Source organism: Bradyrhizobium lupini, from assembly GCF_040939785.1.
Taxonomy (GTDB): Bacteria; Pseudomonadota; Alphaproteobacteria; order Rhizobiales; family Xanthobacteraceae; genus Bradyrhizobium; species Bradyrhizobium canariense_D.
The window spans coordinates 3,954,044-3,978,290 of record NZ_CP162553.1; the positions used below are offsets into that span (position 1 = coordinate 3,954,044).

At 64.8% G+C, this 24,247-nt stretch carries 22 protein-coding genes, 1 tRNA gene and 2 pseudogenes; 10 read left to right on the forward strand and 15 right to left on the reverse strand.

Annotated elements, in window-relative coordinates; all coding sequences use genetic code 11:
- Positions 1–103: 103 nt before the first annotated feature.
- From AB3L03_RS18650 to proB, 3 genes and pseudogenes are all read right to left on the reverse strand, one after another.
- Complete coding sequence (locus AB3L03_RS18650) at positions 104–685, reverse strand: nicotinate-nucleotide adenylyltransferase (protein ID WP_018459854.1); 582 nt, start codon at positions 683–685, stop codon at positions 104–106.
- A gap of 83 nt (positions 686–768) precedes the next feature.
- A pseudogene (locus AB3L03_RS18655) lies at positions 769–2,013 on the reverse strand (glutamate-5-semialdehyde dehydrogenase).
- 277 nt (positions 2,014–2,290) lie between these two features.
- The gene (proB, locus tag AB3L03_RS18660) at positions 2,291–3,412 is read right to left on the reverse strand and encodes a glutamate 5-kinase (protein ID WP_085348678.1); all 1,122 of its coding nucleotides are present in this window, start codon (positions 3,410–3,412) and stop codon (positions 2,291–2,293) included.
- Between the two features lie 195 nt (positions 3,413–3,607).
- On the opposite strand from proB, the gene AB3L03_RS18665 reads away from it, so the two are divergent.
- Together AB3L03_RS18665 and AB3L03_RS18670 are read left to right on the forward strand one after the other, a co-directional pair.
- Positions 3,608–3,874: a hypothetical protein gene (locus AB3L03_RS18665; protein WP_368506853.1), complete on the forward strand. Its 267-nt coding sequence runs from the start codon at positions 3,608–3,610 to the stop codon at positions 3,872–3,874.
- Positions 3,862–4,572: a tripartite tricarboxylate transporter substrate-binding protein gene (locus AB3L03_RS18670; protein WP_368506854.1), complete on the forward strand. Its 711-nt coding sequence runs from the start codon at positions 3,862–3,864 to the stop codon at positions 4,570–4,572. The genes AB3L03_RS18665 and AB3L03_RS18670 overlap by 13 nt, the downstream gene beginning before the upstream one ends.
- Positions 4,573–4,709: 137 nt before the next feature.
- On the opposite strand, the gene AB3L03_RS18675 is transcribed toward AB3L03_RS18670, so the two are convergent.
- The 3 genes and pseudogenes from AB3L03_RS18675 to AB3L03_RS18685 form a co-directional block, all read right to left on the reverse strand.
- Complete coding sequence (locus AB3L03_RS18675; RefSeq protein ID WP_018459858.1) at positions 4,710–6,344, reverse strand: alkaline phosphatase family protein; 1,635 nt, start codon at positions 6,342–6,344, stop codon at positions 4,710–4,712.
- A 131-nt stretch (positions 6,345–6,475) separates the two neighbouring features.
- Positions 6,476–7,516 (reverse strand): GTPase ObgE, encoded by a 1,041-nt coding sequence (gene obgE / locus AB3L03_RS18680; protein ID WP_018459859.1) that lies wholly within the window; start codon positions 7,514–7,516, stop codon positions 6,476–6,478.
- Positions 7,517–7,600: 84 nt separating this feature from the next.
- A pseudogene (locus AB3L03_RS18685) lies at positions 7,601–8,082 on the reverse strand (MaoC family dehydratase).
- A gap of 127 nt (positions 8,083–8,209) precedes the next feature.
- Between AB3L03_RS18685 and AB3L03_RS18690 the strand changes: the two are divergent.
- A complete protein-coding gene (locus AB3L03_RS18690; protein ID WP_368506855.1) occupies positions 8,210–9,124 on the forward strand; it encodes a DMT family transporter in 915 nt (304 codons plus the stop codon).
- A gap of 67 nt (positions 9,125–9,191) precedes the next feature.
- Here AB3L03_RS18690 and AB3L03_RS18695 read toward each other — a convergent pair whose 3' ends face one another.
- The 3 genes from AB3L03_RS18695 to rplU all read right to left on the reverse strand — a co-directional run bounded on the left by AB3L03_RS18695 (position 9,192) and on the right by rplU (position 10,701).
- Entirely contained in the window at positions 9,192–9,785 is a 594-nt protein-coding gene (locus AB3L03_RS18695; protein WP_027566431.1) for a GNAT family N-acetyltransferase, read from the reverse strand.
- A 156-nt stretch (positions 9,786–9,941) separates the two neighbouring features.
- A complete protein-coding gene (gene rpmA, locus AB3L03_RS18700) occupies positions 9,942–10,211 on the reverse strand; it encodes a 50S ribosomal protein L27 (RefSeq protein WP_018459863.1) in 270 nt (89 codons plus the stop codon).
- 97 nt (positions 10,212–10,308) lie between these two features.
- Positions 10,309–10,701, reverse strand: coding sequence for a 50S ribosomal protein L21 (gene rplU, locus AB3L03_RS18705; protein WP_007604396.1), 393 nt, complete (start codon positions 10,699–10,701; stop codon positions 10,309–10,311).
- Positions 10,702–11,033: 332 nt separating this feature from the next.
- On the opposite strand from rplU, the gene AB3L03_RS18710 reads away from it, so the two are divergent.
- Together AB3L03_RS18710 and AB3L03_RS18715 are read left to right on the forward strand one after the other, a co-directional pair.
- Positions 11,034–12,173, forward strand: a complete 1,140-nt coding sequence (locus AB3L03_RS18710) for an ROK family protein (protein WP_018459864.1) — start codon at positions 11,034–11,036, stop codon at positions 12,171–12,173.
- Positions 12,174–12,593: 420 nt separating this feature from the next.
- A tRNA-Ser gene (locus AB3L03_RS18715) sits at positions 12,594–12,683 on the forward strand.
- 45 nt (positions 12,684–12,728) lie between these two features.
- Here the strand turns inward: AB3L03_RS18715 and AB3L03_RS18720 are convergent.
- Positions 12,729–13,640 carry a LysR family transcriptional regulator gene (locus AB3L03_RS18720; RefSeq protein ID WP_018459865.1) on the reverse strand — a complete coding sequence of 304 codons (912 nt, stop codon included), beginning with the start codon at positions 13,638–13,640 and terminating at the stop codon, positions 12,729–12,731.
- A gap of 113 nt (positions 13,641–13,753) precedes the next feature.
- Between AB3L03_RS18720 and AB3L03_RS18725 the strand changes: the two genes are divergently transcribed.
- The 3 genes from AB3L03_RS18725 to AB3L03_RS18735 all read left to right on the forward strand — a co-directional run bounded on the left by AB3L03_RS18725 (position 13,754) and on the right by AB3L03_RS18735 (position 17,585).
- Complete coding sequence (locus AB3L03_RS18725) at positions 13,754–15,394, forward strand: FAD-dependent oxidoreductase (protein WP_368506856.1); 1,641 nt, start codon at positions 13,754–13,756, stop codon at positions 15,392–15,394.
- Between the two features lie 100 nt (positions 15,395–15,494).
- Positions 15,495–16,475: a Bug family tripartite tricarboxylate transporter substrate binding protein gene (locus AB3L03_RS18730; RefSeq protein ID WP_368506857.1), complete on the forward strand. Its 981-nt coding sequence runs from the start codon at positions 15,495–15,497 to the stop codon at positions 16,473–16,475.
- A 249-nt stretch (positions 16,476–16,724) separates the two neighbouring features.
- Positions 16,725–17,585 carry a DMT family transporter gene (locus AB3L03_RS18735; RefSeq protein WP_026233895.1) on the forward strand — a complete coding sequence of 287 codons (861 nt, stop codon included), beginning with the start codon at positions 16,725–16,727 and terminating at the stop codon, positions 17,583–17,585.
- Positions 17,586–17,603: 18 nt separating this feature from the next.
- Here AB3L03_RS18735 and AB3L03_RS18740 read toward each other — a convergent pair whose 3' ends face one another.
- Positions 17,604–18,539 carry a LysR family transcriptional regulator gene (locus AB3L03_RS18740; protein ID WP_368506858.1) on the reverse strand — a complete coding sequence of 312 codons (936 nt, stop codon included), beginning with the start codon at positions 18,537–18,539 and terminating at the stop codon, positions 17,604–17,606.
- A gap of 92 nt (positions 18,540–18,631) precedes the next feature.
- Between AB3L03_RS18740 and AB3L03_RS18745 the strand changes: the two genes are divergently transcribed.
- Entirely contained in the window at positions 18,632–19,486 is an 855-nt protein-coding gene (locus AB3L03_RS18745) for an NAD(P)H-dependent oxidoreductase (RefSeq protein ID WP_368506859.1), read from the forward strand.
- Positions 19,487–19,506: 20 nt separating this feature from the next.
- On the opposite strand, the gene AB3L03_RS18750 is transcribed toward AB3L03_RS18745, so the two are convergent.
- Positions 19,507–20,715: an EAL domain-containing protein gene (locus AB3L03_RS18750; RefSeq protein ID WP_085348260.1), complete on the reverse strand. Its 1,209-nt coding sequence runs from the start codon at positions 20,713–20,715 to the stop codon at positions 19,507–19,509.
- Positions 20,716–21,260: 545 nt separating this feature from the next.
- Entirely contained in the window at positions 21,261–22,424 is a 1,164-nt protein-coding gene (locus AB3L03_RS18755; RefSeq protein WP_368506860.1) for a hypothetical protein, read from the reverse strand.
- 341 nt (positions 22,425–22,765) lie between these two features.
- Between AB3L03_RS18755 and AB3L03_RS18760 the strand changes: the two genes are divergently transcribed.
- Positions 22,766–23,389 (forward strand): helix-turn-helix transcriptional regulator, encoded by a 624-nt coding sequence (locus AB3L03_RS18760; protein ID WP_018459874.1) that lies wholly within the window; start codon positions 22,766–22,768, stop codon positions 23,387–23,389.
- A gap of 84 nt (positions 23,390–23,473) precedes the next feature.
- Here AB3L03_RS18760 and AB3L03_RS18765 read toward each other — a convergent pair whose 3' ends face one another.
- Together AB3L03_RS18765 and AB3L03_RS18770 are read right to left on the reverse strand one after the other, a co-directional pair.
- Entirely contained in the window at positions 23,474–23,722 is a 249-nt protein-coding gene (locus AB3L03_RS18765; RefSeq protein ID WP_018459875.1) for a hypothetical protein, read from the reverse strand.
- Between the two features lie 122 nt (positions 23,723–23,844).
- Positions 23,845–24,222, reverse strand: coding sequence for an Hpt domain-containing protein (locus AB3L03_RS18770; RefSeq protein WP_018459876.1), 378 nt, complete (start codon positions 24,220–24,222; stop codon positions 23,845–23,847).
- Positions 24,223–24,247: the final 25 nt, after the last annotated feature.

Genomic DNA, 24,247 nt, shown 5'->3' on the forward strand with positions numbered 1-24,247 from the left:
GAACGCCGAATCCGGCGCCCACTGGTTACACTACATCATGTGGGGTTAAGGGTTTCAATATGCCAGAGAGCCCGAAGACCGCATGGCGTTCGCACAATCTGACTCACTTCGTACCTTTCCAGCTTCCGTCCGGGTTCCGTAAGCCGGTCGACGAGAGATTCAGCTTCATTCCGGTCAGGAACACCCAGGCTGGCGCGGGCCGGTCCGCGAGCAAGGCGGCCTCATTCTCCGGCATCCGATAGCGCCTGAGCGCCTGGGCGGCGGGAGAGGCGAGGGCGCGAAAACTCTGCGGCGGACGGTCGATGACCGCGATCGGCACCTGGTCGGCGATGCGCCGCCAGTGCTGCCAACGATGGAATTGAGCGAGGTTGTCGGCGCCCATGATCCAGACAAAGCGCAAGCCCGAGAGGCGGCGGCGCAAGGTGTTGATCGTATCGATGGTATAGCGCGTGCGAATGACGGATTCGAGACAGCTCACCTCGATCCTGGGATCGTCGGCCATTTCGCGCGCCGCCTGCATGCGCGCGCCGAGCTCATGCAGCGCGCCGTTCTCCTTCAGCGGATTGCCTGGCGTCACCAGCCACCACACGCGATCGAGCTGGAGTCGTTTCAGCGCGAACTGGCTGATCGCGCGATGGGCCTGGTGCGGCGGGTTGAACGAGCCGCCGAGCAGGCCGATGCGCATGCCCGAGGTATGGGTCGGTATGGCCTGCGCGAAGAAACGTGGCGCGACGAAATTGTTGCTCAATGCCCCGCGCCCTGCGTCGTCTACGGCCGCGTCTGCCCGGTGCCGTGAACGCGATATTTGAAGCTCGTCAGCTGCTCGGCGCCAACCGGGCCGCGGGCGTGGAATCTGCCGGTGGCAATGCCGATCTCGGCACCGAAGCCGAACTCGCCGCCGTCGGCGAACTGCGTCGAGGCGTTGTGCAGCACGATCGCGGAATCGACCTCGCTCAGGAATTTTTTTCGCAGCGGTCTCGTCGGCGCTCACGATCGCATCGGTATGGTGCGAACCGTGATTTTGGATATGCGCGATCGCGCCGTCGACGCCGTTCACCACCTTCGCTGCGATGATCGCATCGAGATATTCGGTGTCCCAATCGTCCGCGCTCGCGGGTTTGACGCGCGCATCGATCTTTTGCACGGCGTCGTCGCCACGCACTTCGCAGCCGGCCTCGATTAGCATCTCAACCAGCGGCTTGAGGTTTTTACCGGCTGCGGCGCGATCGACCAGCAGCGTCTCGGCGGCGCCGCAGACGCCGGTGCGGCGCATCTTGGCGTTGAGCACGATCGATTTCGCCATGGCGAGGTCGGCGCTGCCGTCGACGTAAATGTGGTTGACGCCTTCGAGATGCGCGAACACCGGCACGCGCGCTTCCTGCTCGACGCGCGCGACGAGGCTCTTGCCTCCGCGCGGCACGATCACGTCGATGGCGCCATTCAATCCCGACAGCATCTGGCCTACCGCCGCGCGGTCGCGCGTCGGCACCAGCGTGATGGCAGCCTCGGGAAGGCCCGCTTCGCGCAGGCCCTGCACCAGGCAGTCATGGATCGCGCGGCAGGAGCGGAAACTGTCGGAGCCGCCGCGGAGGATCACGGCATTGCCCGACTTCAGGCACAGCACACCGGCGTCCGCCGCAACGTTCGGCCGGCTCTCGAAGATCACGCCGACGACGCCGAGCGGCACGCGCACGCGCTCGATGGTCATGCCGTTCGGCCGTTGCCAGCTCTCGGTGACGATGCCGACGGGATCGGCAATGCCGCGCACGATGCCGATGCCCTCGGCCATGCCCTCCACCCGCGCCGGCGTCAGCGTCAGGCGGTCGATGAAGGACGAGGTGGCGTTGCCGGAGGCGCGGGCCTCGGTGACGTCCTCGGCATTGGCGGCGAGGATCGCAGCTGAATTGTTGCGGATCGCCCGCGCCATGGCCTCGAGCGCCCGGTTCTTCTGCTCCGGCGGCGCCAGCGCCAGCCACGCGCGGCAGCGCGGGCACGGGTACCGAGATCGGTCATCAGCGCCTGAAGATCGGCATTGCCGTCGACGGCTTTGAGGGGGCGGCCATGGGAGTTTCAACCTTCTGCTAAGGCAGTGTCCTAGCACGGAAATCCCGCTTTTGCGAAGGGCGGGGCGGGTATGGCTGGTCTCCCGGTGTTGTGCCACCTCGGCCACTGGCCCAGCTCCGACGTCATGGCCGGGCTTGTCCCGGCCATCCACGCCTTGCCGCCAGCAAGAAAGAACGTGGATGCCCGCGATAAGCCCGGGCATGACGGTTTGGGCGTCTGTCGGCCCTTACCCGCCCACCACCAGATCATCCCGGTGGATCATCTCGGACCGCCCGCTGATGCCGAGGATGGCCATGACATCCGGGGAGGAGCGGCCCTTGATCCGCTCGGCATCGTCGGCGTCGTAGGCGATCAGGCCGCGGCCGACCTCGCTGGTGTCGGGGCCGCGCACGATCACGGCGTCGCCGCGGGCGAACTGGCCCTCGACCTTGATCACGCCGGCCGGCAGCAGGCTGGCGCCGGCGCGCAGGGCCGCGACCGCGCCGGCGTCGATCGTCAGCGTACCCTTCGGCTCAAGCGAGCCCGCGATCCAGCGTTTTCGCGAGGTGATGGGATTGGCCGGCGTCAGGAACCAGGTGCAGCGGCCGCCATCGGCGATCGCCTGCAACGGATGCTCGATCTTGCCCGAGGCGATCAGCATATGCGTGCCGCCGGTGGTCGCGATCTTGGCGGCTTCGACCTTGGTGCGCATGCCGCCGCGCGACAGCTCGGACTCGGCGTCGCCTGCCACAGCCTCGATCTCGGAGGAGATGCTGTCGACGACGGGAATGAGCTTGGCGTTCGGGTTGTTCTTCGGCGGGGCGTCGTAGAGCCCGTCGATGTCGGACAGCAGCACCAGCAGGTCGGCGCTCGCCATCGTGGCGACGCGCGCGGCGAGGCGGTCGTTGTCGCCGTAGCGGATCTCGTTGGTGGCGACCGTGTCGTTCTCGTTGATCACGGGGATCGCGCGCCACTCCAGCAGCTTGCCGATAGTGGAGCGCGCGTTGAGATAGCGGCGGCGCTCCTCGGTGTCCTGCAGCGTCACCAGGATCTGGCCGGCGCCGATGCCGTGGGCGCCAAGCACCTCCGACCAGATGCGGGCGAGCGCGATCTGACCGACGGCGGCGGCTGCCTGACTCTCCTCCAGCTTCAGCGGGCCGCGCGGCAATTTCAGGCGGCTGCGGCCGAGCGCGATCGAGCCGGAGGAGACGACGAGCACGTCACGCCCCTCGCGATGCAGCTTGGCCATGTCGTCGGCGAGCGCGGCAAGCCAGGACGCGCGCACCTCGCCCTTGTCGGAATCGACCAGCAGCGCGGAGCCGACCTTGACGACGATGCGGCGGAATTGACTGAGTTCGGGGCTGGCCATGTGTGCAAGTGCTGGCGCGTGTGACGGATTGCTCTGCATCGGACACGGCGGAGCGAGAGCGGCGCCGATGAGGCCCTGCTTTTGCAGCAGGACGATGGCCCGCGCAAGGCGCCGGCATGCTAAAGGATGAACGCCGGGTTGCCCCGGGCGGCCGTCCGGCTCTCATGCTGCCAACCATAACGGTGGAGGAAACCCATGGATCGCCGCAAATTCATGGTCCGGTGTCTGAGCCTGCCGCTGCTGGCGCAGGTGGGAGCGACGCGCGCACAGGCTGGGCTCACCAAGATCATCTTCCCGTTCGCGGCCGGCGCGGGCGGCGACACGCTGTGCCGGCTGATCGCGCAGGAGATGGCGCCGGCACTGCAGCGGACCATCGTGGTCGAGAACCGCACCGGCGGTGACGGCCTGATCGGCATCAAGGCGGTGAAGGGGGAAGCCCCGACGGCAGCATGGTGCTGGTGACGACCGGACCCACGATGTACCTGCTGCCGATGGTCGAGACGATTCCGAGCTTCGATGCTGCAAAGGATTTCGTCCCGGTCTCGCTGCTGGCGCGCTTTGAATTTGCGCTGGTGATCAGCCCGGCGGTCGACGCTGTGGATTTCAAGTCGTTCGCGGCCTGGCTGAAGGCACATCCGGATAGGACCTCGTTCGGCGTACCCAGCAGCGGCACCATTCCGCATTTCATGGGCTCGAAGCTGGAGAAGGACCTCGGCATTCCCTTGAGCCGCGTGCCCTATCGCGGCAGCGCAGCTATCCTCAACGACCTCGTCGGCGGCCATGTTCCGTTCGGGATCACCACGCTGGCCGACGCGCTTGCGCAGCATCGCGCCAAGGGCGTGAAGATCATCGCGGTGAGCAGCGCGGAACGTTCGCCCTTTGCCTCAGAGGTGCCGACCTTGAAAGAGAGCGGCATCGATCTCGTCGCCGACGCCTGGTACGGCATGTGGCTTCCCGCCGGCAGCTCGCCGGAATTCGCAAGCAAGCTCGGCGCGGCCGCAAGCGCCGCGCTCGCCAAGCCCGAGGTGAAGGAGAAGCTCACCGCGATCGGTCTGATCCCGGTGGGCAGCAGCGCGGAAGGTCTGACCAAGGAGCTCGCCGCCAACACCGCGTTCTGGCAGCCGGTCGTGAAGGCGACGGGGTACAAGATCGAGAATTAGTTTCTGTTTGCGCTCCGCTCTCCGCCGTCATGGCCGGGCTTGTCCCGGCCATCCACGTGCACCGCCACCTAACGCAAGACGTGGATGCCCGGGTCAAGCCCGGGCATGACGAGCTGAGAGAGGCTCTTTCCGCTCACTCACAGCTTCGCGCGCTGCGCGATCCCGTCCTTGATCGACGCCAGCTCCGCTTCGTCCCAAACACCGATCAAAATCCCGCCCTTCACCTGGAGCTGGTTGTCGGCATAGGCGGCGATCTTCTCGCGCGGCGTCGTGATGTGGTCGTTGGGATGCAGCGCCCAGTCGAACAGCTCGGCCTGCAGTCGAGCGATGACGCCGGCGCACTCGGGATCGTCGCCGCGATCCAGAAACTCTTCCGGATCGGTTTCGAGGTCGTACAGCATCGGGAGGAAGCCTGAGGCGTGGATGTATTTCCAGCGGCCGTCGAACACCATGAACAGGCGACAGCGTTCGATCGGCTGATTCAGCTTCAGCCGCACGTCCTGCATGACATAGTCGTATTCGGAGAACGCCACCTTGCGCCAATCCGGCGGACTCTCGCCGCGCAGCAGCGGCAGCAGCGAGCGTCCCTCGAGGATATGGCCCGGCACCTTGCCGCCGAAATAGTCGACGAAGGTCGGCGCGAGATCGATGGCTTCGACCAGCGCATCGTTGCGCGTGCCACGCGTCGCATCCGCCTCCTTCGAGGGATCGATGATGATGAGCGGGATCTTCGCCGACTGCTCGTGGAACAGATCCTTCTCGCCCATCCAGTGATCGCCGAGATAGTCGCCGTGATCGGAGGTGAACACGATCATGGTGGTGTCCAGCAGGTCGCGCTCCTCCAGGAACTTCATCAGCACGCCCATCTGGGCGTCGATCTGGGTGATCAGGCCCATATAGGTCGGGATCACCTTCTCGCGGGCATCGTCGCGCGCCATGTTGCGGGAGTAGCGCATGTCCATATAGGCGCCGAACACCGGATGCGGGTTCTGCCGCTCGCGCTCGGAGCGGATCACCGGGATCATGTCCGATGTCGAATACATGCTGGCGTAGGGTTCGGGCGCGATGTAGGGCCAGTGCGGCTTGATGTAGGACAGATGCAGGCACCACGGCCTGCCGTCGGTCTCGGCCTCGCCGATGAAATCCATGGCGCGTCGCGTCATGTAGGGCGTCTCGGAATGCTCGTCCGGCACGCGCGCGGCCTTGTCGGCATGCACGAGCAGCCAGCCGTTCTGGAGCGAGCCGTCCTCGGCCGCGCCTGAATTGGCCCAATGCTCCCAGGGATTGGGCGCATCAAAGCCCTGCTGGCGCAGATATTCGTCGTATTTCGGACGCGGCCGCCCCGTGGGATGCAGGCCGTCGTCACGCTCATAGGGCTCAAACCCGCATTCGGCGACGTGCACGCCGATCATCGATTCCGGCGGGATGCCGAGCGCCTTCATGCCTTCGAGATCGGGCGCCATGTGGGTCTTGCCGACCAGCACGTAGCGCACGCCGAGCTTCTTGAGGTGATCGCCGAGGGTGGGCTCGCCGACCCGCAACGGCCAGCCGTTCCAGTGCGAGCCGTGCGAGCGCATGTAGCGCCCGGTGTAGAACGACATCCGCGAGGGGCCGCAGATCGGCGACTGCACATAGGCCTTGCTGAAGAGCACGCCGCGCTTCGCCATGGCGTCGATGTTCGGTGTCTTCAGCGTGGGATGGCCGGTGCAGCCGAGATAGTCATAGCGAAGCTGGTCGCACATGATCCAGAGAACGTTCTTCGCGCGCGCCATGCGTGATCCCTGCCGTTTCTTGATTGTGGGATGCTGCGCTATCGAGGGCGCGAAGACAAGCTATCAGCGATGCACGCGTCTGCGGCCGTACACTCCAGCGTCGTCCCGGCCTTCGCCGGGACGACGAAAAATCAAACCGACCACGGCTCCGCTTCGGCCGCGCTCTTCGCTTTCGCAGACACCGGGCTCTCGCCGATCACATCCGCAAGAGAGCGCAACGCTTCCTGCACGCCGTCACCGGTGACGGCGGAGAGCAGCAGCGGCGTCTTCTTGGCGGCGCGCTTCAGCCGCTCCTTCTGCTTCTTCAACTCGTCCGGCTCGATCGCGTCGATCTTGTTCAGCGCGACGATCTCGATCTTGTCGGTGAGCTGCCCGGCATAGGCGTCCAGCTCCGTTCGCACCGTCTTGTAGGCCTTGCCGGCGTGCTCGCAGGTCGCATCGATGAGATGCAGCAGCACGCGGCAGCGCTCGACATGGGCGAGGAAGCGGTCGCCGAGACCGACGCCTTCATGCGCGCCTTCGATCAGGCCCGGAATGTCCGCCAGCACGAATTCGCGGCCGTCGGCATTCACGACGCCGAGCTGCGGATGCAGCGTGGTGAAGGGATAGTCGGCGATCTTCGGCTTGGCCGCGCTGACCTTGGCGAGGAAGGTCGATTTGCCGGCATTGGGCAGGCCGACGAGGCCGGCATCCGCGATCAGCTTCAGCCGCAGCCAGATCCAGCGCTCCTCGCCGGGCTGGCCCGGATTGGCATTGCGCGGCGCGCGATTGGTCGAGGTCTTGAAATGGGCGTTGCCGAAGCCGCCATTGCCGCCCTCGGCCAGCACGAACTTTTCGCCGACAGTGGTGAAATCGTGGATCATGGTCTCGCGATCTTCATCGAAGATCTGCGTGCCGATGGGGACCTTCAGCACGATCGACTTGCCATTGGCGCCGTGGCGGTCCGAGCCCGAGCCGTTCTCGCCCTTCTGGGCCTTGAAGTGCTGCTGGTAGCGATAGTCGATCAGCGTGTTCAGCCCGTCGGCGACCTCGATGATGACATTGCCGCCGCGGCCACCATTGCCGCCGGAGGGGCCGCCGAATTCAATGAATTTTTCGCGGCGGAACGCCACGCAGCCGTTTCCGCCGTCGCCGGAGCGGATATAGACCTTTGCTTCGTCTAGGAATTTCATGGGCCATAGGTAGGCCAGCCGGTCCCGCGCGGCAACCCGGATGGACCCGCAAATCGGCCGAAACCCGGCGATTTGTGGCCTTGCTTAACCAGCTGGCCGGCGCCGGATCAGGAATTTCTGCGTGCCCTCCAGCACCAGCTCCTTGCGCTGGTTGAACACGGTGCTTTTGAGCGTCACCGCGCCGGTCGAGCGTCCCGGCACCAGCTCGGTGACCTCGAGCGCGGGATAGATTGTGTCGTCGGCGAAGACAGGTTTGAGGAACCGGCTGGATTGCTCGAGGAAGCCGACCAGGAGTCCTCGACCATGAACGGAAACAGGCCGGCGCCGGGCGCGGTGTGGATCAGCGTCTGGAAACCGTGGGCGAGCAGATGCGGCATGCCGCGGCTGCGGCAATACTCCACGTCGTAATGCACCGGGTGCGTATCGCCGCTCGCGGTCTGGAACGCCGCGAACACCGCCGTCGTCTGCGTGCGGCTCGGCAGCACGAAACGCTCGCCGACCACGAAATCCTCAAACCAGCGTTGCGCGGGGATCATGCGATGGCGGGCCGGGTCGAAGTCGGTCATGGCTAAGCTCTTTCCTGGCTCTCTTGTGAGACACCTGTCGCTACCGCGACGCGGAGAGTGCGACAATCCGTTCAATTCGTCCAACGCGGGCTTGTCGTGACGGCCTGCGTCATTACAACGGCGCTCGATGCCCCTGTTCAAGAATCTATCGGCCTATGACGAACGCTCGGCGCGCCTTGCCGGGATTGCGCTCATGGTGCTGTCGATCTTCATGTTCTCGTTTGGCGATGCCATGGGCAAGTTCCTGGTCGGGACTTATTCGGTGGGGCAGCTGCTGTTCCTGCGCGCCTGCGCGGCGCTGCTGCTGCTGTCGCCGTTGGTCTGGCGGCAGCGTCACCAGTTCCTGCATCTGGAGCGGTCGGGCCTCCAGCTCTTTCGCGTCGTGCTGTCGACGCTGGAAGTGGCGGCCTTCTTCCTTGCGACGGTCTACCTGCCGCTCGCCGACGTCATCACCTATTATCTCGCCGGGCCCATTTTCGTCACCGCGATGTCGGCGATGTTTCTCGGCGAGAAGGTCGGCTGGCGGCGCTGGACGGCGATCCTGATCGGCTTCTGCGGCGTCCTGATCGCGCTGCGGCCCTCGGCACAGACGGTGAGCCTGCCGGCGCTGATCGCGCTTGGCGGCAGTCTTTCCTTCGCAACGCTGATGCTGATCACGCGCAGCCTGCGCAAGACGCCCGATATCGTGATGGCGTCGTCGCAATTCGTCGGCACGTTCTTGCTGGGCGCGGTGCTGTCGGCGTTCCACTGGGTGCCGCCGACATCGGGCAGCCTCGTGATCTTCGCGCTGGCGGGATGCGTCTCGGTCACGGCGCTGTTCTGCGTCAACCGATCGCTCAAGCTCGCGCCGGCCAGCGTCGTCGTGCCCTATCAATATTCGATGATCGTCTGGGCGGTGATCTTCGGCTTCGTCGTGTTCGGCGACGTGCCCGAAATCGCCACCATCGTCGGCGCCGCCATCATCATCGGCGCCGGGTTCTATATTTATTTGCGTGAGCGCGATCTGGGGCGCGGGGACGCGGATGTGAATCCGCCAGCGTGATTACAGCGGAATAAATTCGAGCGTCGTCCTGGCTTTCGCCAGGACGACAGTTTGAGCCGCCTCCGTCCTACCTCACCCGCCGCGCACTGCTCCAGCTCTTCAGCGACGCCCACACGCCGCGTGAGAGGCGGAAGCAGTCGACGGGCGTGGACGAGCCCAGCGCCAGGAAGCGATGCAGCTGGACGCCGCTCCACTGGAAGCCGCACTTCTCCAGCACGTTGCGCGAGGCCGGGTTGGTGACGCGCGCGCCTGCATAGAGATGATCGTCCTCGAACTCCTCGAAGAAGAAGTCGATCGCGCCGCGCGCGGCCTCGGTGGCAAAGCCGCGGCCCCAATGCTCGACGCCGAGCCAATAGCCGAGCTCCGCATTGCCGGGCGTCGAGCAGTCGATGCCGACCATGCCGATGGGGCCGCTGTCATGCTCGATCAGGAACACCGTCTCGCCGCCGGGCGCGGCGGTGGCGCGGATGAAGGCGACGGCGTCGTCCTGCGAATAGGGATGCGGGAGGCGCCTGGTGTTTTCGGCAACGCGAGGATCGTTGGCGAGGAGGGCGATGGTCCTGACGTCGGCGAGGGTCGGCCGCCGCAACGTCAGCCGCTCGGTGGCGACGACGCTGGGTCTCGCCTCCCGCAAGGTCACGCTCGAAAAATCCTGCAACATGTCCGGCTCCGTCGAAGTCACTCAAGTGAAAAGTGAGCACGCAAACGAAAGGGGAGGCCGGTTTCCCGCCTCCCCTGGAGCCTTCGATCTCTTTTGATCTCAAGGACTCCGCCGGTTCGGTCTGGGACCCGGCGGACTCCAAATTTGATCCACCGTCTATTCAGCCGCCTCTGCGAGCGGGAGCACCGAGATGAAGGTGCGGCCGTTGGCTTTGGCCTGGAACGTTACGCGGCCCTCGATCTTGGCGAACAAGGTGTGGTCCGTGCCCATGCCGACATTAAGGCCGGGATGCCAGGTGGTGCCGCGCTGACGCGCAATGATGTTGCCGGGAATCACAACTTCCCCGCCGAACGCCTTGATACCGAGGCGCTTGCCCTTGGAATCGCGACCGTTGCGCGATGAACCGCCTGCTTTTTTGTGAGCCATGGCTCGTCTCCGAAATTCTACGTATTTCTAGATCAATTCCTTGACGGAATCATTTCACAATTTCTCACGCATCACTTCGTGACGGCGCGTGATCAAATTATGCGGCGGCCTCTTCGGTCGTGGTCTCTGGCTTGGCGACCTTCTCCCGCTTCGGACGCGGCCCCTTGGTGGGCTTGGCGCCGTCCGTCAGGATCTCCGAGATGCGCAGCACGGTGATCTCGTCGCGATAGCCGCGCTTGCGGCGCGAATTCTTGCGGCGGCGCTTCTTGAAAGCGATGACCTTGGGACCGCGCTTGTGGTCGAGCACCTCGACCGCAACGGACGCGCCGGCGACCGTGGGCAGACCCAGGATCGGCGTGTCGCCGCCGACCAGGAGAACTTCATTGAGCTGCACGATCGAGCCGACTTCGCCTTCGATCTTGCCTACTTCCAGGACATCATCCGGAACGACGCGGTACTGCCGGCCGCCGGTTTTGATGACTGCGAACATCGTTGTTTTCCTTCGTGTTCATTCCCGGCCTCGCGACATATTGTCGGGGCCGGCTTTTTGTCAGTCGTTATGGGTTTATGCGAGTTTTGTGCGGGCGGGAGTTATCCCTTTGAAAACCCACGTAAAAACAAGCGGCGCGAGAAACGCCCCGCGCCGGTTGCGGGATTTATAGCCGCTGATCCCCCGGAGTCAAGGAAAAGCCGGCGAAAACGGCCGGATTTGAAGCATTTGGGCCCGATCCGGCCCGCAGGCGAATTTCGGACCGCGCCGCAACCAACAGGTTCCCCCGCCGTTGTCCCGGCGAATTCAGTCACACGGGCAAGGGGCTTACCATGGCAACAGACGAGCTGGTCAAGACGACGACGGGCATCGCTCATCACGGCGCGGAGCGGCTGCCGTCGGTGGATATCGACAGCTTCAACATCGAGATGAAGGACGAGGATGGCTTCATCGGCGACCGCGCCAGCAAGGGCGCGTTCCGCGAGATCCTCGAGCGCTGGCGCAAGCCGCTGCGCAAGTCCGGCGAGGACCCGTTCGGCAAGGAGCCGTCGGACGAGATCAGCAAGAAGACGCTGGACGCCATCCTGGTCGGCGACGACACCGAGGCCTGGGCGGTGGTGCATAGCGCCATCGAGGACTTCGCCCAGGAGCTCGCTTACGTCACCCGCCGCTTCCTCAAGTCCAAGGCCTGGGCCAAGACCGAGCGCATCGTGGTCGGCGGCGGTTTTCGCGATTCCCGGCTCGGCGAGCTCGCGATCGCGCGCACCGAGATTATCCTCATCGCCGAGGGCTTCAAGATCGACATGCTGCCGATCCGCCATCATCCCGACGAGGCCGGCCTGATCGGCGCGCTGCATTTGGCGCCGTCGTGGATCTTCGAGGCCCATGACAGCATCCTCGCCGTCGATATCGGCGGCACCAACATCCGCTGCGGCCTGGTTGAGACCAGCTGGAAAAAGGCAAAAGACCTGTCGAAAGCCAAGGTCGTGAAGTCCGAGCTGTGGCGTCATGCCGACGACGAGCCGACGCGCGAAGGCGCGGTGAAGCGGCTGACGAAGATGCTGAAGGGGCTGATCACCGAGGCCGAGAAGGAAGGCTACAAGCTGGCGCCGTTCATCGGCATCGCCTGTCCCGGCGTGATCAACGCGGACGGCTCCATCGAGAAAGGCGCACAGAACCTGCCGGGCAATTGGGAGAGCAGCAAGTTCAACCTGCCGGCGAGCCTGCTCGAGGGCATTCCGCAGATCGGCGAGCACGACACCGCGATCCTGATGCACAATGACGGCGTGGTTCAGGGCCTCTCCGAGGTGCCGTTCATGCAGGACGTCGATCGCTGGGGCGTGCTCACCATCGGCACCGGCCTCGGCAATGCCCGCTTCACCAACCGCCGCAAGGACAACGGCAAGGACAAAGACAAAGACCGCGATTCTACGGAGAACGGGAAGAAAAAGGCCAAGTCCGACAAGGAGTAACCTTGACTGGTTAGGTTAAGGACCGGATTGCGTTGCGGTGCACCGCCCGCACGCTACGGTCAAAACCGTCGCCTCACCTGGCCGGCGAAGCCGCCCTTCCCAGCCAGTATTTCAATGAGCGGCACCGGGACCGCCAGTGTTTACCGCGTCTGGCGGTCCCACCCCGCCTTTTGCGGTGACCGGTGATTCGGGCACCGACGTGCCGCATCGGGCTCGCGCCGGGTCAGTGGCGAACGGCTCAGGCCCATTCCCGCGCAAACCGCCGCCGAAATCCGCGATCGCCCCCGATCATCACCGTGACATCGTGGGTCCAGCCGGAAAACCGGCCCGATTTTCGCCCTCGCAAGCCTTGTCTGGCCCGCCATCCTCGCCTATTAACGCCCGAACCACAGGGGCCATGCTCCTTACTTGGCGCCTTCAGGAGAGGTGGCAGAGTGGTCGAATGCACCGCACTCGAAATGCGGCATAGGTGCAAGCCTATCGGGGGTTCGAATCCCTCCCTCTCCGCCAACATCATCCGCCACAATAAAACGGCTTTCCAGAAAGCTCGGCAGATCAGTCTGATCTTGCCGGCTCTCGCTCCGCCAGCACCGTCCGCGCCGTCGCCACGAACGCCTGCGCGGCCGGCGACAGCGTCCGACCCTGGCGCTGCAGCAGCGACACCGGGCGGGTGATGGCAGGGCGTATCAGCGGCTTTGCGATCAGAGTTGGAAATTGATCGGCCGGCAGCATCGTCGCAGGAAGGATAGCAAGGCCGAGGCCCTGCGCCGTCATGGCGAGCGCGGTGTTGATCAGCGTCACTTCATAGGTCGGGTTGAGGTGCTTGCCCTGGCTCCCCAGCGCCTGATCGATCTGCATGCGTATCCGCGTCTCGCGCCGCATCGCGATCGTCGGCATCTGATCCAATTCGTCCCATGTCAGTGAGCGCCGTGCCGCGAAGTCGGGGGTGCGCCGGCCGATGGCGCTCAGGCGGCCGCGGGTCAGCGTCTCGATCGTCAGCTCCGCGAATTCTCCCTCGACGCTGCCGATCGCGAACTCCGCATCCGTCGCGATCAGACGTGGAACGAGATCGTCGGCGGCGACGTCGCGCATGTCGATTTCGATGTCGGGATAGCCTGCCCGGAATTTTGCCAGCACCGAGGGCAGCAGTGCCGATGCGGTACCGGCTGAGGCGAGAAACGCGACTCGGCCGGCGCGCGCCTGCGCGAGGTCACGCATGCGCCGCGACAGGCCCAGCGCATCGCCCAGCATCCGTTCGGCGGCATGAACTGCCTCGTCAGCGGCCCGCGTCGGCTGCACCGAACGAGTGGAGCGATCGAACAGTTTGACGCCGAGCTGCGCTTCGAGCTGTTGGATCAACAGGCTCGCCGCCGATTGCGTGATCCCCAGCTCGCGCGCAGCCCGCGTGATGCTGCGCGTACGGTACACGCCGGTGAAGGCCTGCAATTGCCGTAAGGTGACGTTCATAGGCAAAGCTCATGAATTGATGAGTTCTTTCCGGCTTATCACATAAGCGAGCATGCAATAAAATGCATGCCGTGGTCGGTGAAGCGGCGATCGCCAAGGGATTGGAAACGAACATGAGGACACAGGTGCTGGTGGTGGGCGCCGGGCCCGTCGGATTGACCGCGGCGATGGATCTGGCTTCCCGTGGGATCGACGTCGTGGTCGCGGAGATCCGCCATGCCGGCGATCCGCCCAGCGTCAAATGCAATCACGTCTCGGCGCGTTCGATGGAGATCTTCCGCCGGCTCGGCGTCGCCGCAAAGCTGCGCGACGCAGGCCTGCCCGCAGATTTCCCGAACGACTGCTCCTACCGGACCACGGCGACCGGCATCGAGCTGTGCCGCATCGACATTCCCTCGCGCGCACGCCGCTACAGCGCCACCGGCGGCCCCGACACCTGGTGGCCGACGCCGGAGCCGCCGCACCGGATCAACCAAGTCTATCTCGAGCCGATCCTGTTCAGCCATGCCGCCGCTCAGTCGCGCATCACCATTCTGGCGCGCACGGAAATCACGGACATCGAGCAGAATGACGACCATGTGGTCGCATTGGCGCGCGACCTCGACAGCGGAAGCTCGCTCCGCATCGAGGCTTCCTTTGTGATCGGTTGCGATGGCAGCCGTTCCCTGGTTCGCAGATCGATCGGCGCCAACCTGTCCGGCACGCCGGTGATCCAGCGCGTGCAATCGACCTTCATCGAAGCGCCGCAGCTCAAGGAGCTGATGGGCGCGCACAAGCCGGCCTGGATGGTGCTCTCGCTCAACCCGCGACGCTCAGGCACGACGGTGGCGATCGACGGTCAGGACCGCTGGCTGATCCATAATCACCTGAAGCCAGACGAGCCCGAATTTGATTCGGTCGATCGGGACTGGGCGATCCGCGCCATTCTCGGCGTCGACGAGCGCTTCGAATACCGCGTCCTCAGCAAGGAGGACTGGGTCGGCCGCCGGCTTGTCGCCGATCGCTTCCGCGACCGCAGAGTCTTCATCTGCGGCGACGCCGCGCATCTGTGGATGCCGTATGCGGGCTACGGCATGAATGCGGGGATTGCGGACGCCGTCGACCTGTGCTGGCAGGTGGCGGCGCATCTGAACGGGTGGGCGCCGGCTTCGATCCTGGATGCCTACGAGGCGGAGCGTCAGCCCATCACCGAACAGGTGTCGCGCTTTGCCATGGACCATGCGATGAAGATGATGGCGCAGCGTGGTGGAGTCTCCGCGGAGATCGAGGACGACACGCCGCGCGGCCACGCCGCGCGCGCAGCGCTGGCCAGGGCGGCCTACGATCTCAACGTGCAGCAATATTGCTGTGCCGGATTGAACTTCGGCTACTATTACGATGCCTCGCCGATCATCGCCTATGACGGCGAGACGCCGCCCGCTTACGCGATGGGCAGCTTCACCCCCTCCACCGTGCCGGGCGCTCGCGCGCCGCACCTGTTTCTGCGGGACGGGCGATCGCTCTACGATGCCTTCGGCGTCGGCTACACTTTGCTGCGGTTCGATCCGGCGATCGATGTAGCGCCATTGAAGTCTGCCGCAGAGCAGCGCGGCATTCCGCTCGCGCTGCTCGACATTGCGCCGGACGAAGCGAACGGCGCGTATGCCGAGAAGCTGGTGCTGGCGCGGCCCGATCAGCACATCGCCTGGCGCGGGCAGGCCGCGCCAGCGGACTCACAAGGCTTGCTGACGCGCATCACCGGCGCTTCGGCGTAAGGCGGTTTGAAGCGGACGGTCTCGCGGCGAAGTCCGCCGGCAGGTGATTTACAAAGTCGTGGTTCACAAAACAAAAAAAGACTCGCACCAGGAGGGAAACGTGTTTCACGTTGCAAGCCGCCGCATTTTGGCCGTGCTGACGGCCGCGAGTTTCGCCGTGCTGCCGCTGGAGGCGGTCCGAGCGGTCTATCCCGAGCAATTGATCAAGATCATCGTGACCTTTCCGCCCGGCGGCAGCGCCGATACCGTCATCCGCGCGCTCGAACCGCTGGTCACTGCCGAGCTCAAACAGGGTCTCGTGATCGAGAACCGCGCGGGTGCTGGAGGCAACATCGGCATGGCCGCGGTCGCGCAGGCCAAGCCTGACGGCTATACGCTCGGCATTGCGCCGGCAGGCAGCCTGACGGTCAATCCGCATCTCAATTCGTCGATGCCGTTCGATCCGAAGGATCTTGCGCCGATCACCCTGCTCGCGAAAATTCCCTTCGTGCTGGTTGCGTCAGCGAACGTGCCGGCGCATACGGTCGCGGAATCGATCGCGCTCGCCAAGGCCAAGCCGGGCGCGTTGTCGATCGGGCATGGCGGCAATTCGACCGCCATGCACTTGACCGCGGCACTGTTCACGCAGAAGACCGGGATCGCCATGGAGCTGGTCCCCTATCGCGGGACCGCGCCGGCGACGGTCGATGTTCTCGCAGGCCATGTCCCCTTCGCGGTACTGGATATCCCCGCATCGAGGCAACTGATCCTCGAAGGTAAGCTCAACGCCATCGGTGTGTCGTCTGCGCAGCGTCTGTCGTCCTTGCCTGATGTGCCGACACTCGCCGAGAGCGGTATTGCGGGTTTCGAATCCGTTGGCTGGTTCGGGCTGGTTGCTCCGGCCGGCACGCCAGCCGATATCGTCGGCCGGTTGAACGAAGCCTTCGGAAAGGCCCTGAAGGATCCATCGGTGGTCGAGAAGATCCGGACGCTTGGCGCAGAGCCTGCACCGACCTCACCGGAGGAGTTCAGCCGCTTCATCCAAAGCGAAGGCTCGAAATGGGGCAAGCTGATCAGTGAAGCGGGCATCAAGGCGAATTAAGTGTCCCACGCAGCCCTGCTGCTCGTCGGCAATCATCCCCGGCTCGCCTTCAGCGCCCGCCGCATCACGATCGCGGTCTAGAAACACGATTCCGCCCCGGCGTAAGTCATTGATCTTGCAGCTCCCGGCTACTGTGCATGGGGTTGTTTTCGCGCTTTTTGTTGTTGGGCCTTGGGAGGCTTACAGGTAATCGTCGCGACACCGGCTGGCCTCGCCAGTTCGGATCACCACCGACAAGGCGAGATGGGCATGCACTCTTCCGGCAGCGGCTTGGGCAACGGGCTTCTTGGCGTCATCATCTTCAGCGCATCGCTGCCGGCGACCCGCGTGGCGGTCGGCGGGTTTTCCGCGCTGTTCCTGACCTCGGCGCGCGCGGTCATCGCGGCGCTGATCGGTGTGGCCGTGCTCGGCCTGCTCCGTCAGGCGCGGCCGCAGCGCAAGGATCTCGTCTCGCTCGCGATCGTCGCCATCGGCGTCGTGGTCGGCTTTCCCTTGCTGACGGCGCTTGCGCTGCAGCACATCACCTCGGCGCATTCGATCGTCTTCATTGGCCTCTTGCCGCTGTCGACCGCGATCTTCGGCGTGCTGCGCGGCGGCGAGCGGCCGCAGCCGATGTTCTGGCTCTTTGCAATTCTGGGCAGCGCCACTGTCGCCGGCTTTGCGCTCTCCAACGACGGCACCGCATCGCTGACCGGCGATCTGCTGATGGTCGCGGCGATCGTGCTGTGCGGGCTCGGCTATGCCGAAGGCGCCGCGCTGTCGCGCCGGCTCGGCGGCTGGCAGGTGATCTCCTGGGCGCTGCTGCTGTCGCTGCCGCTGATGGTGCCGGTCGCGATTCTAACCTGGCCGTCGACATGGAGCGGCGTCGGTGTGCCCGCCTGGATCGGACTCGCCTACGTCTCGGTCTTCAGCATGTTCGTCGGTTTCATCTTCTGGTACCGCGGGCTTGCGATCGGCGGCATCGCCCGCGTCGGCCAGTTGCAGCAGCTCCAGCCGTTCTTCGGCCTTGCGCTTGCAGGCCTGCTCCTGCACGAACCTGTGGCCTGGAGCATGATCGTCGCGACCGCGCTGGTGGTCGCCTGCGTCTTCTTCGCACGGCGGTTTGCCTGAGGCCGGATTGATGCGGCCTTACCTCTTGCCCGGTTGCGGTTTTTCAATCCCCGGCAGCTGCGCGATTCCCTTGGCGAGAAAATCGACCAGCAGCCGGACCCGCGCGATGCCGGACCGCTCCGGGACGATCAGCATGTTGAGCGGAACGGACGGCGGCGCGTAGTCTTCAAGCACGCGCTCGAGTTGGCCGGAGGCAAGCAGGTCGTCGACGAGCCAAAGATGCGCCGGCGCAATGCCACGACCGGCCGCGAGCGCCTCGCGTGCGGCAAGCCCGTGATCCACCCGCAGCCGCCCTGCGAAGGGGACCACATGACGGCCGCCGCGGCGCCCGTGCAGCACGAGCACGTCGCTGCCGGCGATGTTCGACATCCTGACACCCTCGTGGCTGGCGAGGTCTTGCGGGCGCGCGGGCCTGCCGCGCGACGCCAGATAGTCCGGTGCGGCCACAAGCACCCGCCGCGACTGACCAAGCAGCCTGAGCTTCATCGAGCTGTCGGGGAGCGGCCCCAGACGCAAAGCGATATCGACACCTTCCCGCACGAGGTCGATCCGCTCGTCGGTCAGGCTGAGATCCACCGCCACGTCCGGATAGCGGTCCTGGAACGCGAAAACCAGACGGCTGACGTGGAGCACGCCGAAGGCGGCGGTGCAGGAGACGCGCACCGTTCCGGCAGGCGCGCCGCGCGTGCTGCGCGCCTCGTCGCCGGCGAGTTCGACCAGGCGCAGGATCTGCACGCAGTCGGCGTAATAGCGGCGCCCCTCCTCGGTCATCGTCACGCTGCGCGTGGTCCGCGTGAGCAGCGGCACGCCGACGGCCTGCTCCAGTTCCCGAAGGTGCCGCGTCACTGTCGATTGGCCGAGACCAAGCTCGCGCGCGACCGCGGACAGGCTTCCGCGCTCGGCGACCCGCACGAAGCTGCGCATGCGTTCGAGCGTCACGTCCGATTTATCCATATTTCGGCATGATCCTATCCATCGGCGACAACTACCGGATTGCAGTCGGAGGCGCTACCTGCTGCTCGCAATCGTCAACCAAGGTGCTGATCATGAAAGTGTTGATCCTCTTCGCTCACCCCGAGCCGCGCTCCCTCAATGGCTCGCTCCGCGACGTTGCCGTCAGAGAACTCGAGGCTGAGGGACACGAGGTGCGGGTGTCAGACCTTTACGCCGAGGGATGGACATCCGAGGTCGGCCGCGCCGATTTTCCGCTGCTGCCGCCGGACGGGCGGCTGGCGCCGGCCGCCGCCTCCAAGCAGGCGTTCGAGTCGGGTACACTCACCGCGGACGTCAAGGCCGAGATCGAGAAGCTGCTGTGGGCGGACGTCCTGATCCTGCAATTCCCGCTATGGTGGTTCAGCATGCCGGCCATCCTCAAGGGCTGGGTCGACCGCGTGTTCGCCTACGGTTTCGCCTATGGCGTCGGCGAGCACAGCGACAAGCGCTGGGGCGACCGTTACGGCGAAGGCAGGCTGGCGGGCAAACGCGCGATGCTGATCGTGACCGCCGGCGGCTGGCAGGAGCATTATTCGGCGCGCGGGATCAACGGGCCGATCGACGACCTGCTGTTCCCGATCAATCACGGCATCCTCTATTATCCGGGATATGACGTGCTTCCGCCGTTCGTCGTCTACAAGGCCGACAAACTGGACGAAGCGGGTTTCCAGGCGACTGCCGAACGTTTGCGCGAGAGGATGCGAACGCTTGCGACCACACCGCCGATTCCCTACCGGCGCCAGAATGGCGGCGATTACCTGATTCCGAGCATGCGGCTCCGCGCGGGACTTGGGCATTCCGGCGCGACCGGCTTCGCGCTTCACGTCGAGCAGGTCGAGGCACACAGCCCGAATGGTGAAACGAGCTCCCTGCGCTCGACGGCTGAGGGGTGCGCGGCAACAGCGTAATCCGCCGCTCGCGCACTGAATCACCCCATCACCGTCCGCGTCAGCGTGCTCCGCGCAAACTTCTTCAGCGGCATCGGCTTGCCGAACAGAAAACCCTGCACGAGGTCGAAGCCGAGCTCGTTGGCGGCGACGAGGTCGGCGCGGCTTTCGACGCCCTCGGCGATGGCGCGCACGCCATAGCCATGCGAAAGCTCGACGATGTGGCGGCACACCGTGCGCTTGAGGCGATCAGTGCCGCTGCCGGTGACGAAGTGCCGGTCGGCCTTCAGCTTGATGAATGGAATTTTTCCAAGGTCCATCAGCGACGGCCAGTTGGCGCCGAGATTGTCGACCGACAGGCCGATATTGTGCAGACGCAGTTCGCGGGCGACCTCGGCCAGGAGATCGAGATCGCGGATCGCCTCCTCGCTGTCGATCTCGATCGTCAGCCCGCCGAACGCCGGATGCGTCGGCATGCGCCGGCAGAGATCGCGCACGGCTTGCGGCTCCTTCAGATAGGACGCCGGCAAATTGATCGCGAGATCGACCGGGCTCTGCTGCTCCAGCAGATAGTGCCAGTCCTGCATGGCGCGCTCGATCACGAATTCGGAGAGGTCGCGCATATTCGGGTCGTGCTCTTCGGGGATGAAATAGGCGGGCGGCACCACGCCCCAGGTCGGATGCCGCATCCGCACCAGCGCCTCGGCGCTATTGCGAATCAGCGTGCGCGCGTCGATCTTGGGTTGGTACCAGAGCTCGAGCCAGCCGGCGTGCAGGGCCTCGCCGACATGCACGGCGGGGCTCGGCGCCGGCTCCTCGGGCAACAGCATCGCGACACGGTCGCGCAGCGTCTCCGCGGCAAACGGCGTTGTCAGCGGCGGCAGCATCTTGAGGCCGTATTCCTCGCCGACCTGCTGCACGGCCCTGACGATGATCGACTCGCGGGCGCCCACAGTCAGAACCCTGCCGTCGAAGGCCTCGCGCACCAGCGTCTCCAAAAATTTGCCGGGCTCGATGCCGTCGGCGGCGATGCCGAGCAGGATCAGGTCGGGCAATTCGCTTGTCAGCACGCTCTGCAGCTCCTCGGCACTGGCGCATTCGGTGGTGACGAAGCCGAGATCCTCCAGCACTTCCGCGAGAAACGCGCGAAGATGGCGCTTGCCGTCGGCGACGCATGCGCGCGGCTTCACCTTTCGCCGTCCGAAGGTCTTCGGCCTTCGGACGGCGAGTTCTACAATTTCGTCGTTCATCGCAAGCACTCCCGTTCCGTGCCGGTGTGTTAGCGACGTGAGCAGTTTCAAATATGGAAGGCTTCAGTCGATTGTCGAATTATCTGGGTAACGTTAAAGCGCCCATCACGTCTAAAATTGTCTGGATCTCGGTCGAGAAGTTTTTACGTCTACCCGCGCGTCGGGCGCAGGGTTGCGGCAATCACTGGAGATTTCCGCGACGTGCCGTGCGGCTGCCTGGTCGCGCACTGTCCTGCAATTGGACCAAGCCGCGCGCGCCTCGTCCAATTGAATAATGGAGCGCCACTATTTCGCGCGACGCGCGCATTTTCCCGGTTCGCTCGTGACGGTTCTGCGACAATGCGTCGGTGCGCGCTTGCGCCAATGTGAAGCACATCACAAGCGGATTGCTGCACGTGCGCTATTGCTCTGGGCAGCCGGTGGTGGGCTGTCGAGGATCGCAGCAATGACGTCGCGGCGAATAATGTATTGGTGGTTCAGGTTCGTGCTGTCAGGGCGATTTCTCGATCGCTTCCTGTGCCTGCCGCGCGCGCATTAGCGCGGGATCAGGTTTGGCCGATCAGCTTGCGCAACGCGGCCGCGCCGTCCTCAATCGCATCGCGTCCCTTCCAGGCCAGATAGGACAGCTTGCCACCGAGCGTGTCGTGGCTGCGCAACCGGCGCGAACCGAGAATGTGGCCGACATTGGAGGGGAAGCGGCTCACCTCGGCGGACACCAGCGCCGCGATCGCGTCCATCAATTGCTGGAGCCGAATGCCCCATTCGCAATGCTCGATGCCGTCGATCTGCACCTTGAGCGCATATTCGGTCTCGTAGATCTCGGCGAGCAGGTCGCGCGCAATCAGCACCCGGTTGTGCCGGAGCGCGATGCGCAAGGCGAGGCGCCTGTCGTCGAGCTGGTCGAGCACCATGTGAACGACGCAGGCATAGGGCGCGGCGGCGACATCGGCGGCGCTCTTGCTCGCTGCGGCCTTGGTGGCAAGGCGCACCAATTGCCAGAACGTCTTCAGCCGCCTCGCCACCAGCGTCAGCGCGAACGGCAGCGCCTCGGGATGGGCCTTCTTGAAGGCGTCCAATCGGGCGGTGATCTGATCAACCGTGCCGTCGTCGAACTTCGCGATCTTCTCGGGCAGCCTGTCGTTGAACTTCGGCAGCGCGGCGCCGGCGCGCAGCACATGTTGGATCTTCTTCACGTCCTCGAAGGCGGTGCGCGATGCCGTGTATTGCGCGAGCTTGCCGCGCGCGAACTCGGTGCTCTCCGCTGATGCGAGGGTGCTTTCGAGAACCTTGACGACCTTGGTCTGGAAGGTCGATGCGATCTTCAGCACTTCCTTCTGGTTGTTGGCGGCGACCTGGTCGTTGATCGCCTTGATGTAGTCGCGTGCCATGGTCGGCAGCAGGTCGCGGCAGATCCACTCCCAGATCGGGGTGAGGGTGTTGCGCGAGATCCGCCCCATGTTGGCATGCTCGGGCGCGCCGTCGATCAGAAGCAGCTCGAGCGGCGCAAAGAAATGGCGCGAGGGACTGGTGGCGCGCGCCTGGTTCGATCCGTCCTTGCGAAATTCGGCGCGCAACCGGGACTGCAGGTCGGACGAGCCCGGCATGTCGATGCCGCACAGCTCAAGCCGTTCGAGCTCGCTGAGCAGGCAGCTGCGCGACAGCGGCGTCAGCTTCTGCAGGAAGTTCGATAGCTGGTCGATCTCGTTCATGGCACGCAATCTTCCGCAACGTTTCCAGCAGGCCTACCGACCCCATGCATGGAGGCATTTGCGCGCTCTCAATTGCGACATAGAGAAGCAAGCCGCCGTTAATATATCCGTAAAATCCAAGGCCGCAGGTAATCGGCGCGGATCTGATCGTTAAGAAGGCGTCGAGCGACCCGTCTATCAATTGGGCAGGTTCAGCAACCTAAGAATGTTGAGGGACGTTGCCACTCAAGCATAAAGTGTGCCTGTGCCGGGGTTTCAGCACAAAACTGCCAAATTCACCGTAGTCTTACGGAGCAAAAAAGTTAACTACAGACCGCGTTGGGTTCCGCTAAACGAGTGACATGGGGTCACAGAATGATACGGCCACTGATTCTCGGCCGTCGGAATGGTACGAAAGCAACGCCGCTCCAACTGAAGAGCTCGATGCCGTCCGTCTGAACGCCGCCCGTGCCAAGGCGGCCGACGAAATGGCAGCCGCCATCGCCCGCGAGCTCAACGGTCCCCTCACGGCGCTCCTGCTCTACATGGGCGAGATCAAGCATCACAGCGATCAGCTCGCGCCGGTGACGGGCGACCGTGCCTATTTGCAGCGGGTCGTGGAGAATGCGCTAGTGCAGACCGAGCGGGTTTGTGGCCTCGTCAAACAGCTTGCCGGTTCTCACACGGGTGGCCTGCCGATCGCGTCCAGGGCCGAGGGCGCCGAATCGAAGTTCGCGCGCGCGCCACAGCTGCAGCGCGTGCCGAGCGCCGAAATCCTCGGCCTGTCAGGCCAGAAGCGGCTGACCAAGCGCGAGCGCGAGGTGCTGAGGCTGATCAGCGAGGGTTATTCGAACAAGCAGGGTGCGCTTCGGATGCAGATCAGCCCGCGCACCTTCGAGAGCCATCGCGCCGAGGCGATGCGGAAGCTCGGTGCGCGCAACACGGCGGACCTCGTCCGTGCGGCGCTGCTGCATTCGATCGACTGAAGGGCCTTGCGTCGGGCCGCCCGGCAGCGGGCGAGGGCCAAGCGTGAGGCATTTCTCGAAAAAGACCCGCGGCTCCGACCGTGCTCAGAAATAATCTTCGGCGAAGGGACGCGCGCGCGACGAGGGCCGCAGCGGCTTGAGCTCGTCCTTCGGCACGTTGGGAATGATCGTGATGGTCCAGCGGGGCGGCATGCTCGATTCCTGCTCCAGCACCGAACGTACGAAGCCGGTCACCGTCGCCTCGCCAGCGGCCACCGTCGCCATCCGGCCGTTGAACTGTGCGATGCGGAAGCGGCGAACTTCTTTCTGGTCCGCGGTCTCGTAGGTGAACATGGAAACCCTCCTGGTTTCCGGCGACTATCGCTGCCTATGATTAGCCATCTGTGAAAATCCCAAGCCGTAGAAGTACGGCGGGCATGCACGCGTGAGTGGTTGGAGCGTTTCGAGCGAGCGCGTCAGCCCTCCGGCTCCTGCGCGCGCGCGGCAGCGTAGGCGGCGTCCATCAGGTCCAGGAGGTCGCAAAATCCGGCGTCGCCGAGCCTCTCCGCGGTCTTCTCCAGCCGCAGCGCCAGCACCGCGAGCCTGACATAGCCGAACGTTCCGGCCGCGCCCTTCAGCGAATGCGCTTCGCGGGCGATCCTGCCGTGGTGCTGCGCGAGCGAGAGCGTGCGGAACGATTGCAGACGCGCGCAGGTTTCGCTCCAGAACACGTCGCGCACTTCGCAAGCACCATCCTCGCCGATCTCGCGCACCAGCGCCTGGTACGCGCCCGGCTCGCGCGCGGGTTCGGCATCAAGCACTGTTTGCGCAGGCGCGACGGTGACTTCGAACATGGTTTGGCCTGCCTTGATCACGGTT

Excerpts from the sequence above, each read along its gene's own strand:
- AB3L03_RS18670 (WP_368506854.1), top strand. The coding sequence starts at position 3,862 with ATGGTGCTGGTGACGACCGGACCCACGATGTACCTGCTGCCGATGGTC.
- AB3L03_RS18690 (WP_368506855.1), top strand. The coding sequence starts at position 8,210 with ATGCCCCTGTTCAAGAATCTATCGGCCTATGACGAACGCTCGGCGCGC.
- AB3L03_RS18740 (WP_368506858.1), bottom strand. The coding sequence starts at position 18,539 with ATGGATAAATCGGACGTGACGCTCGAACGCATGCGCAGCTTCGTGCGG.
- AB3L03_RS18725 (WP_368506856.1), top strand. The coding sequence starts at position 13,754 with ATGAGGACACAGGTGCTGGTGGTGGGCGCCGGGCCCGTCGGATTGACC.
- AB3L03_RS18770 (WP_018459876.1), bottom strand. The coding sequence starts at position 24,222 with ATGTTCGAAGTCACCGTCGCGCCTGCGCAAACAGTGCTTGATGCCGAA.
- AB3L03_RS18675 (WP_018459858.1), bottom strand. The coding sequence starts at position 6,344 with ATGGCGCGCGCGAAGAACGTTCTCTGGATCATGTGCGACCAGCTTCGC.
- AB3L03_RS18710 (WP_018459864.1), top strand. The coding sequence starts at position 11,034 with ATGGCAACAGACGAGCTGGTCAAGACGACGACGGGCATCGCTCATCAC.
- rplU (WP_007604396.1), bottom strand. The coding sequence starts at position 10,701 with ATGTTCGCAGTCATCAAAACCGGCGGCCGGCAGTACCGCGTCGTTCCG.
- AB3L03_RS18750 (WP_085348260.1), bottom strand. The coding sequence starts at position 20,715 with ATGAACGACGAAATTGTAGAACTCGCCGTCCGAAGGCCGAAGACCTTC.
- AB3L03_RS18650 (WP_018459854.1), bottom strand. The coding sequence starts at position 685 with ATGCGCATCGGCCTGCTCGGCGGCTCGTTCAACCCGCCGCACCAGGCC.
- AB3L03_RS18755 (WP_368506860.1), bottom strand. The coding sequence starts at position 22,424 with ATGAACGAGATCGACCAGCTATCGAACTTCCTGCAGAAGCTGACGCCG.
- proB (WP_085348678.1), bottom strand. The coding sequence starts at position 3,412 with ATGGCCAGCCCCGAACTCAGTCAATTCCGCCGCATCGTCGTCAAGGTC.
- AB3L03_RS18760 (WP_018459874.1), top strand. The coding sequence starts at position 22,766 with ATGGGGTCACAGAATGATACGGCCACTGATTCTCGGCCGTCGGAATGG.
- AB3L03_RS18720 (WP_018459865.1), bottom strand. The coding sequence starts at position 13,640 with ATGAACGTCACCTTACGGCAATTGCAGGCCTTCACCGGCGTGTACCGT.
- AB3L03_RS18695 (WP_027566431.1), bottom strand. The coding sequence starts at position 9,785 with ATGTTGCAGGATTTTTCGAGCGTGACCTTGCGGGAGGCGAGACCCAGC.
- AB3L03_RS18765 (WP_018459875.1), bottom strand. The coding sequence starts at position 23,722 with ATGTTCACCTACGAGACCGCGGACCAGAAAGAAGTTCGCCGCTTCCGC.
- obgE (WP_018459859.1), bottom strand. The coding sequence starts at position 7,516 with ATGAAATTCCTAGACGAAGCAAAGGTCTATATCCGCTCCGGCGACGGC.
- rpmA (WP_018459863.1), bottom strand. The coding sequence starts at position 10,211 with ATGGCTCACAAAAAAGCAGGCGGTTCATCGCGCAACGGTCGCGATTCC.
- AB3L03_RS18665 (WP_368506853.1), top strand. The coding sequence starts at position 3,608 with ATGGATCGCCGCAAATTCATGGTCCGGTGTCTGAGCCTGCCGCTGCTG.
- AB3L03_RS18745 (WP_368506859.1), top strand. The coding sequence starts at position 18,632 with ATGAAAGTGTTGATCCTCTTCGCTCACCCCGAGCCGCGCTCCCTCAAT.
- AB3L03_RS18735 (WP_026233895.1), top strand. The coding sequence starts at position 16,725 with ATGCACTCTTCCGGCAGCGGCTTGGGCAACGGGCTTCTTGGCGTCATC.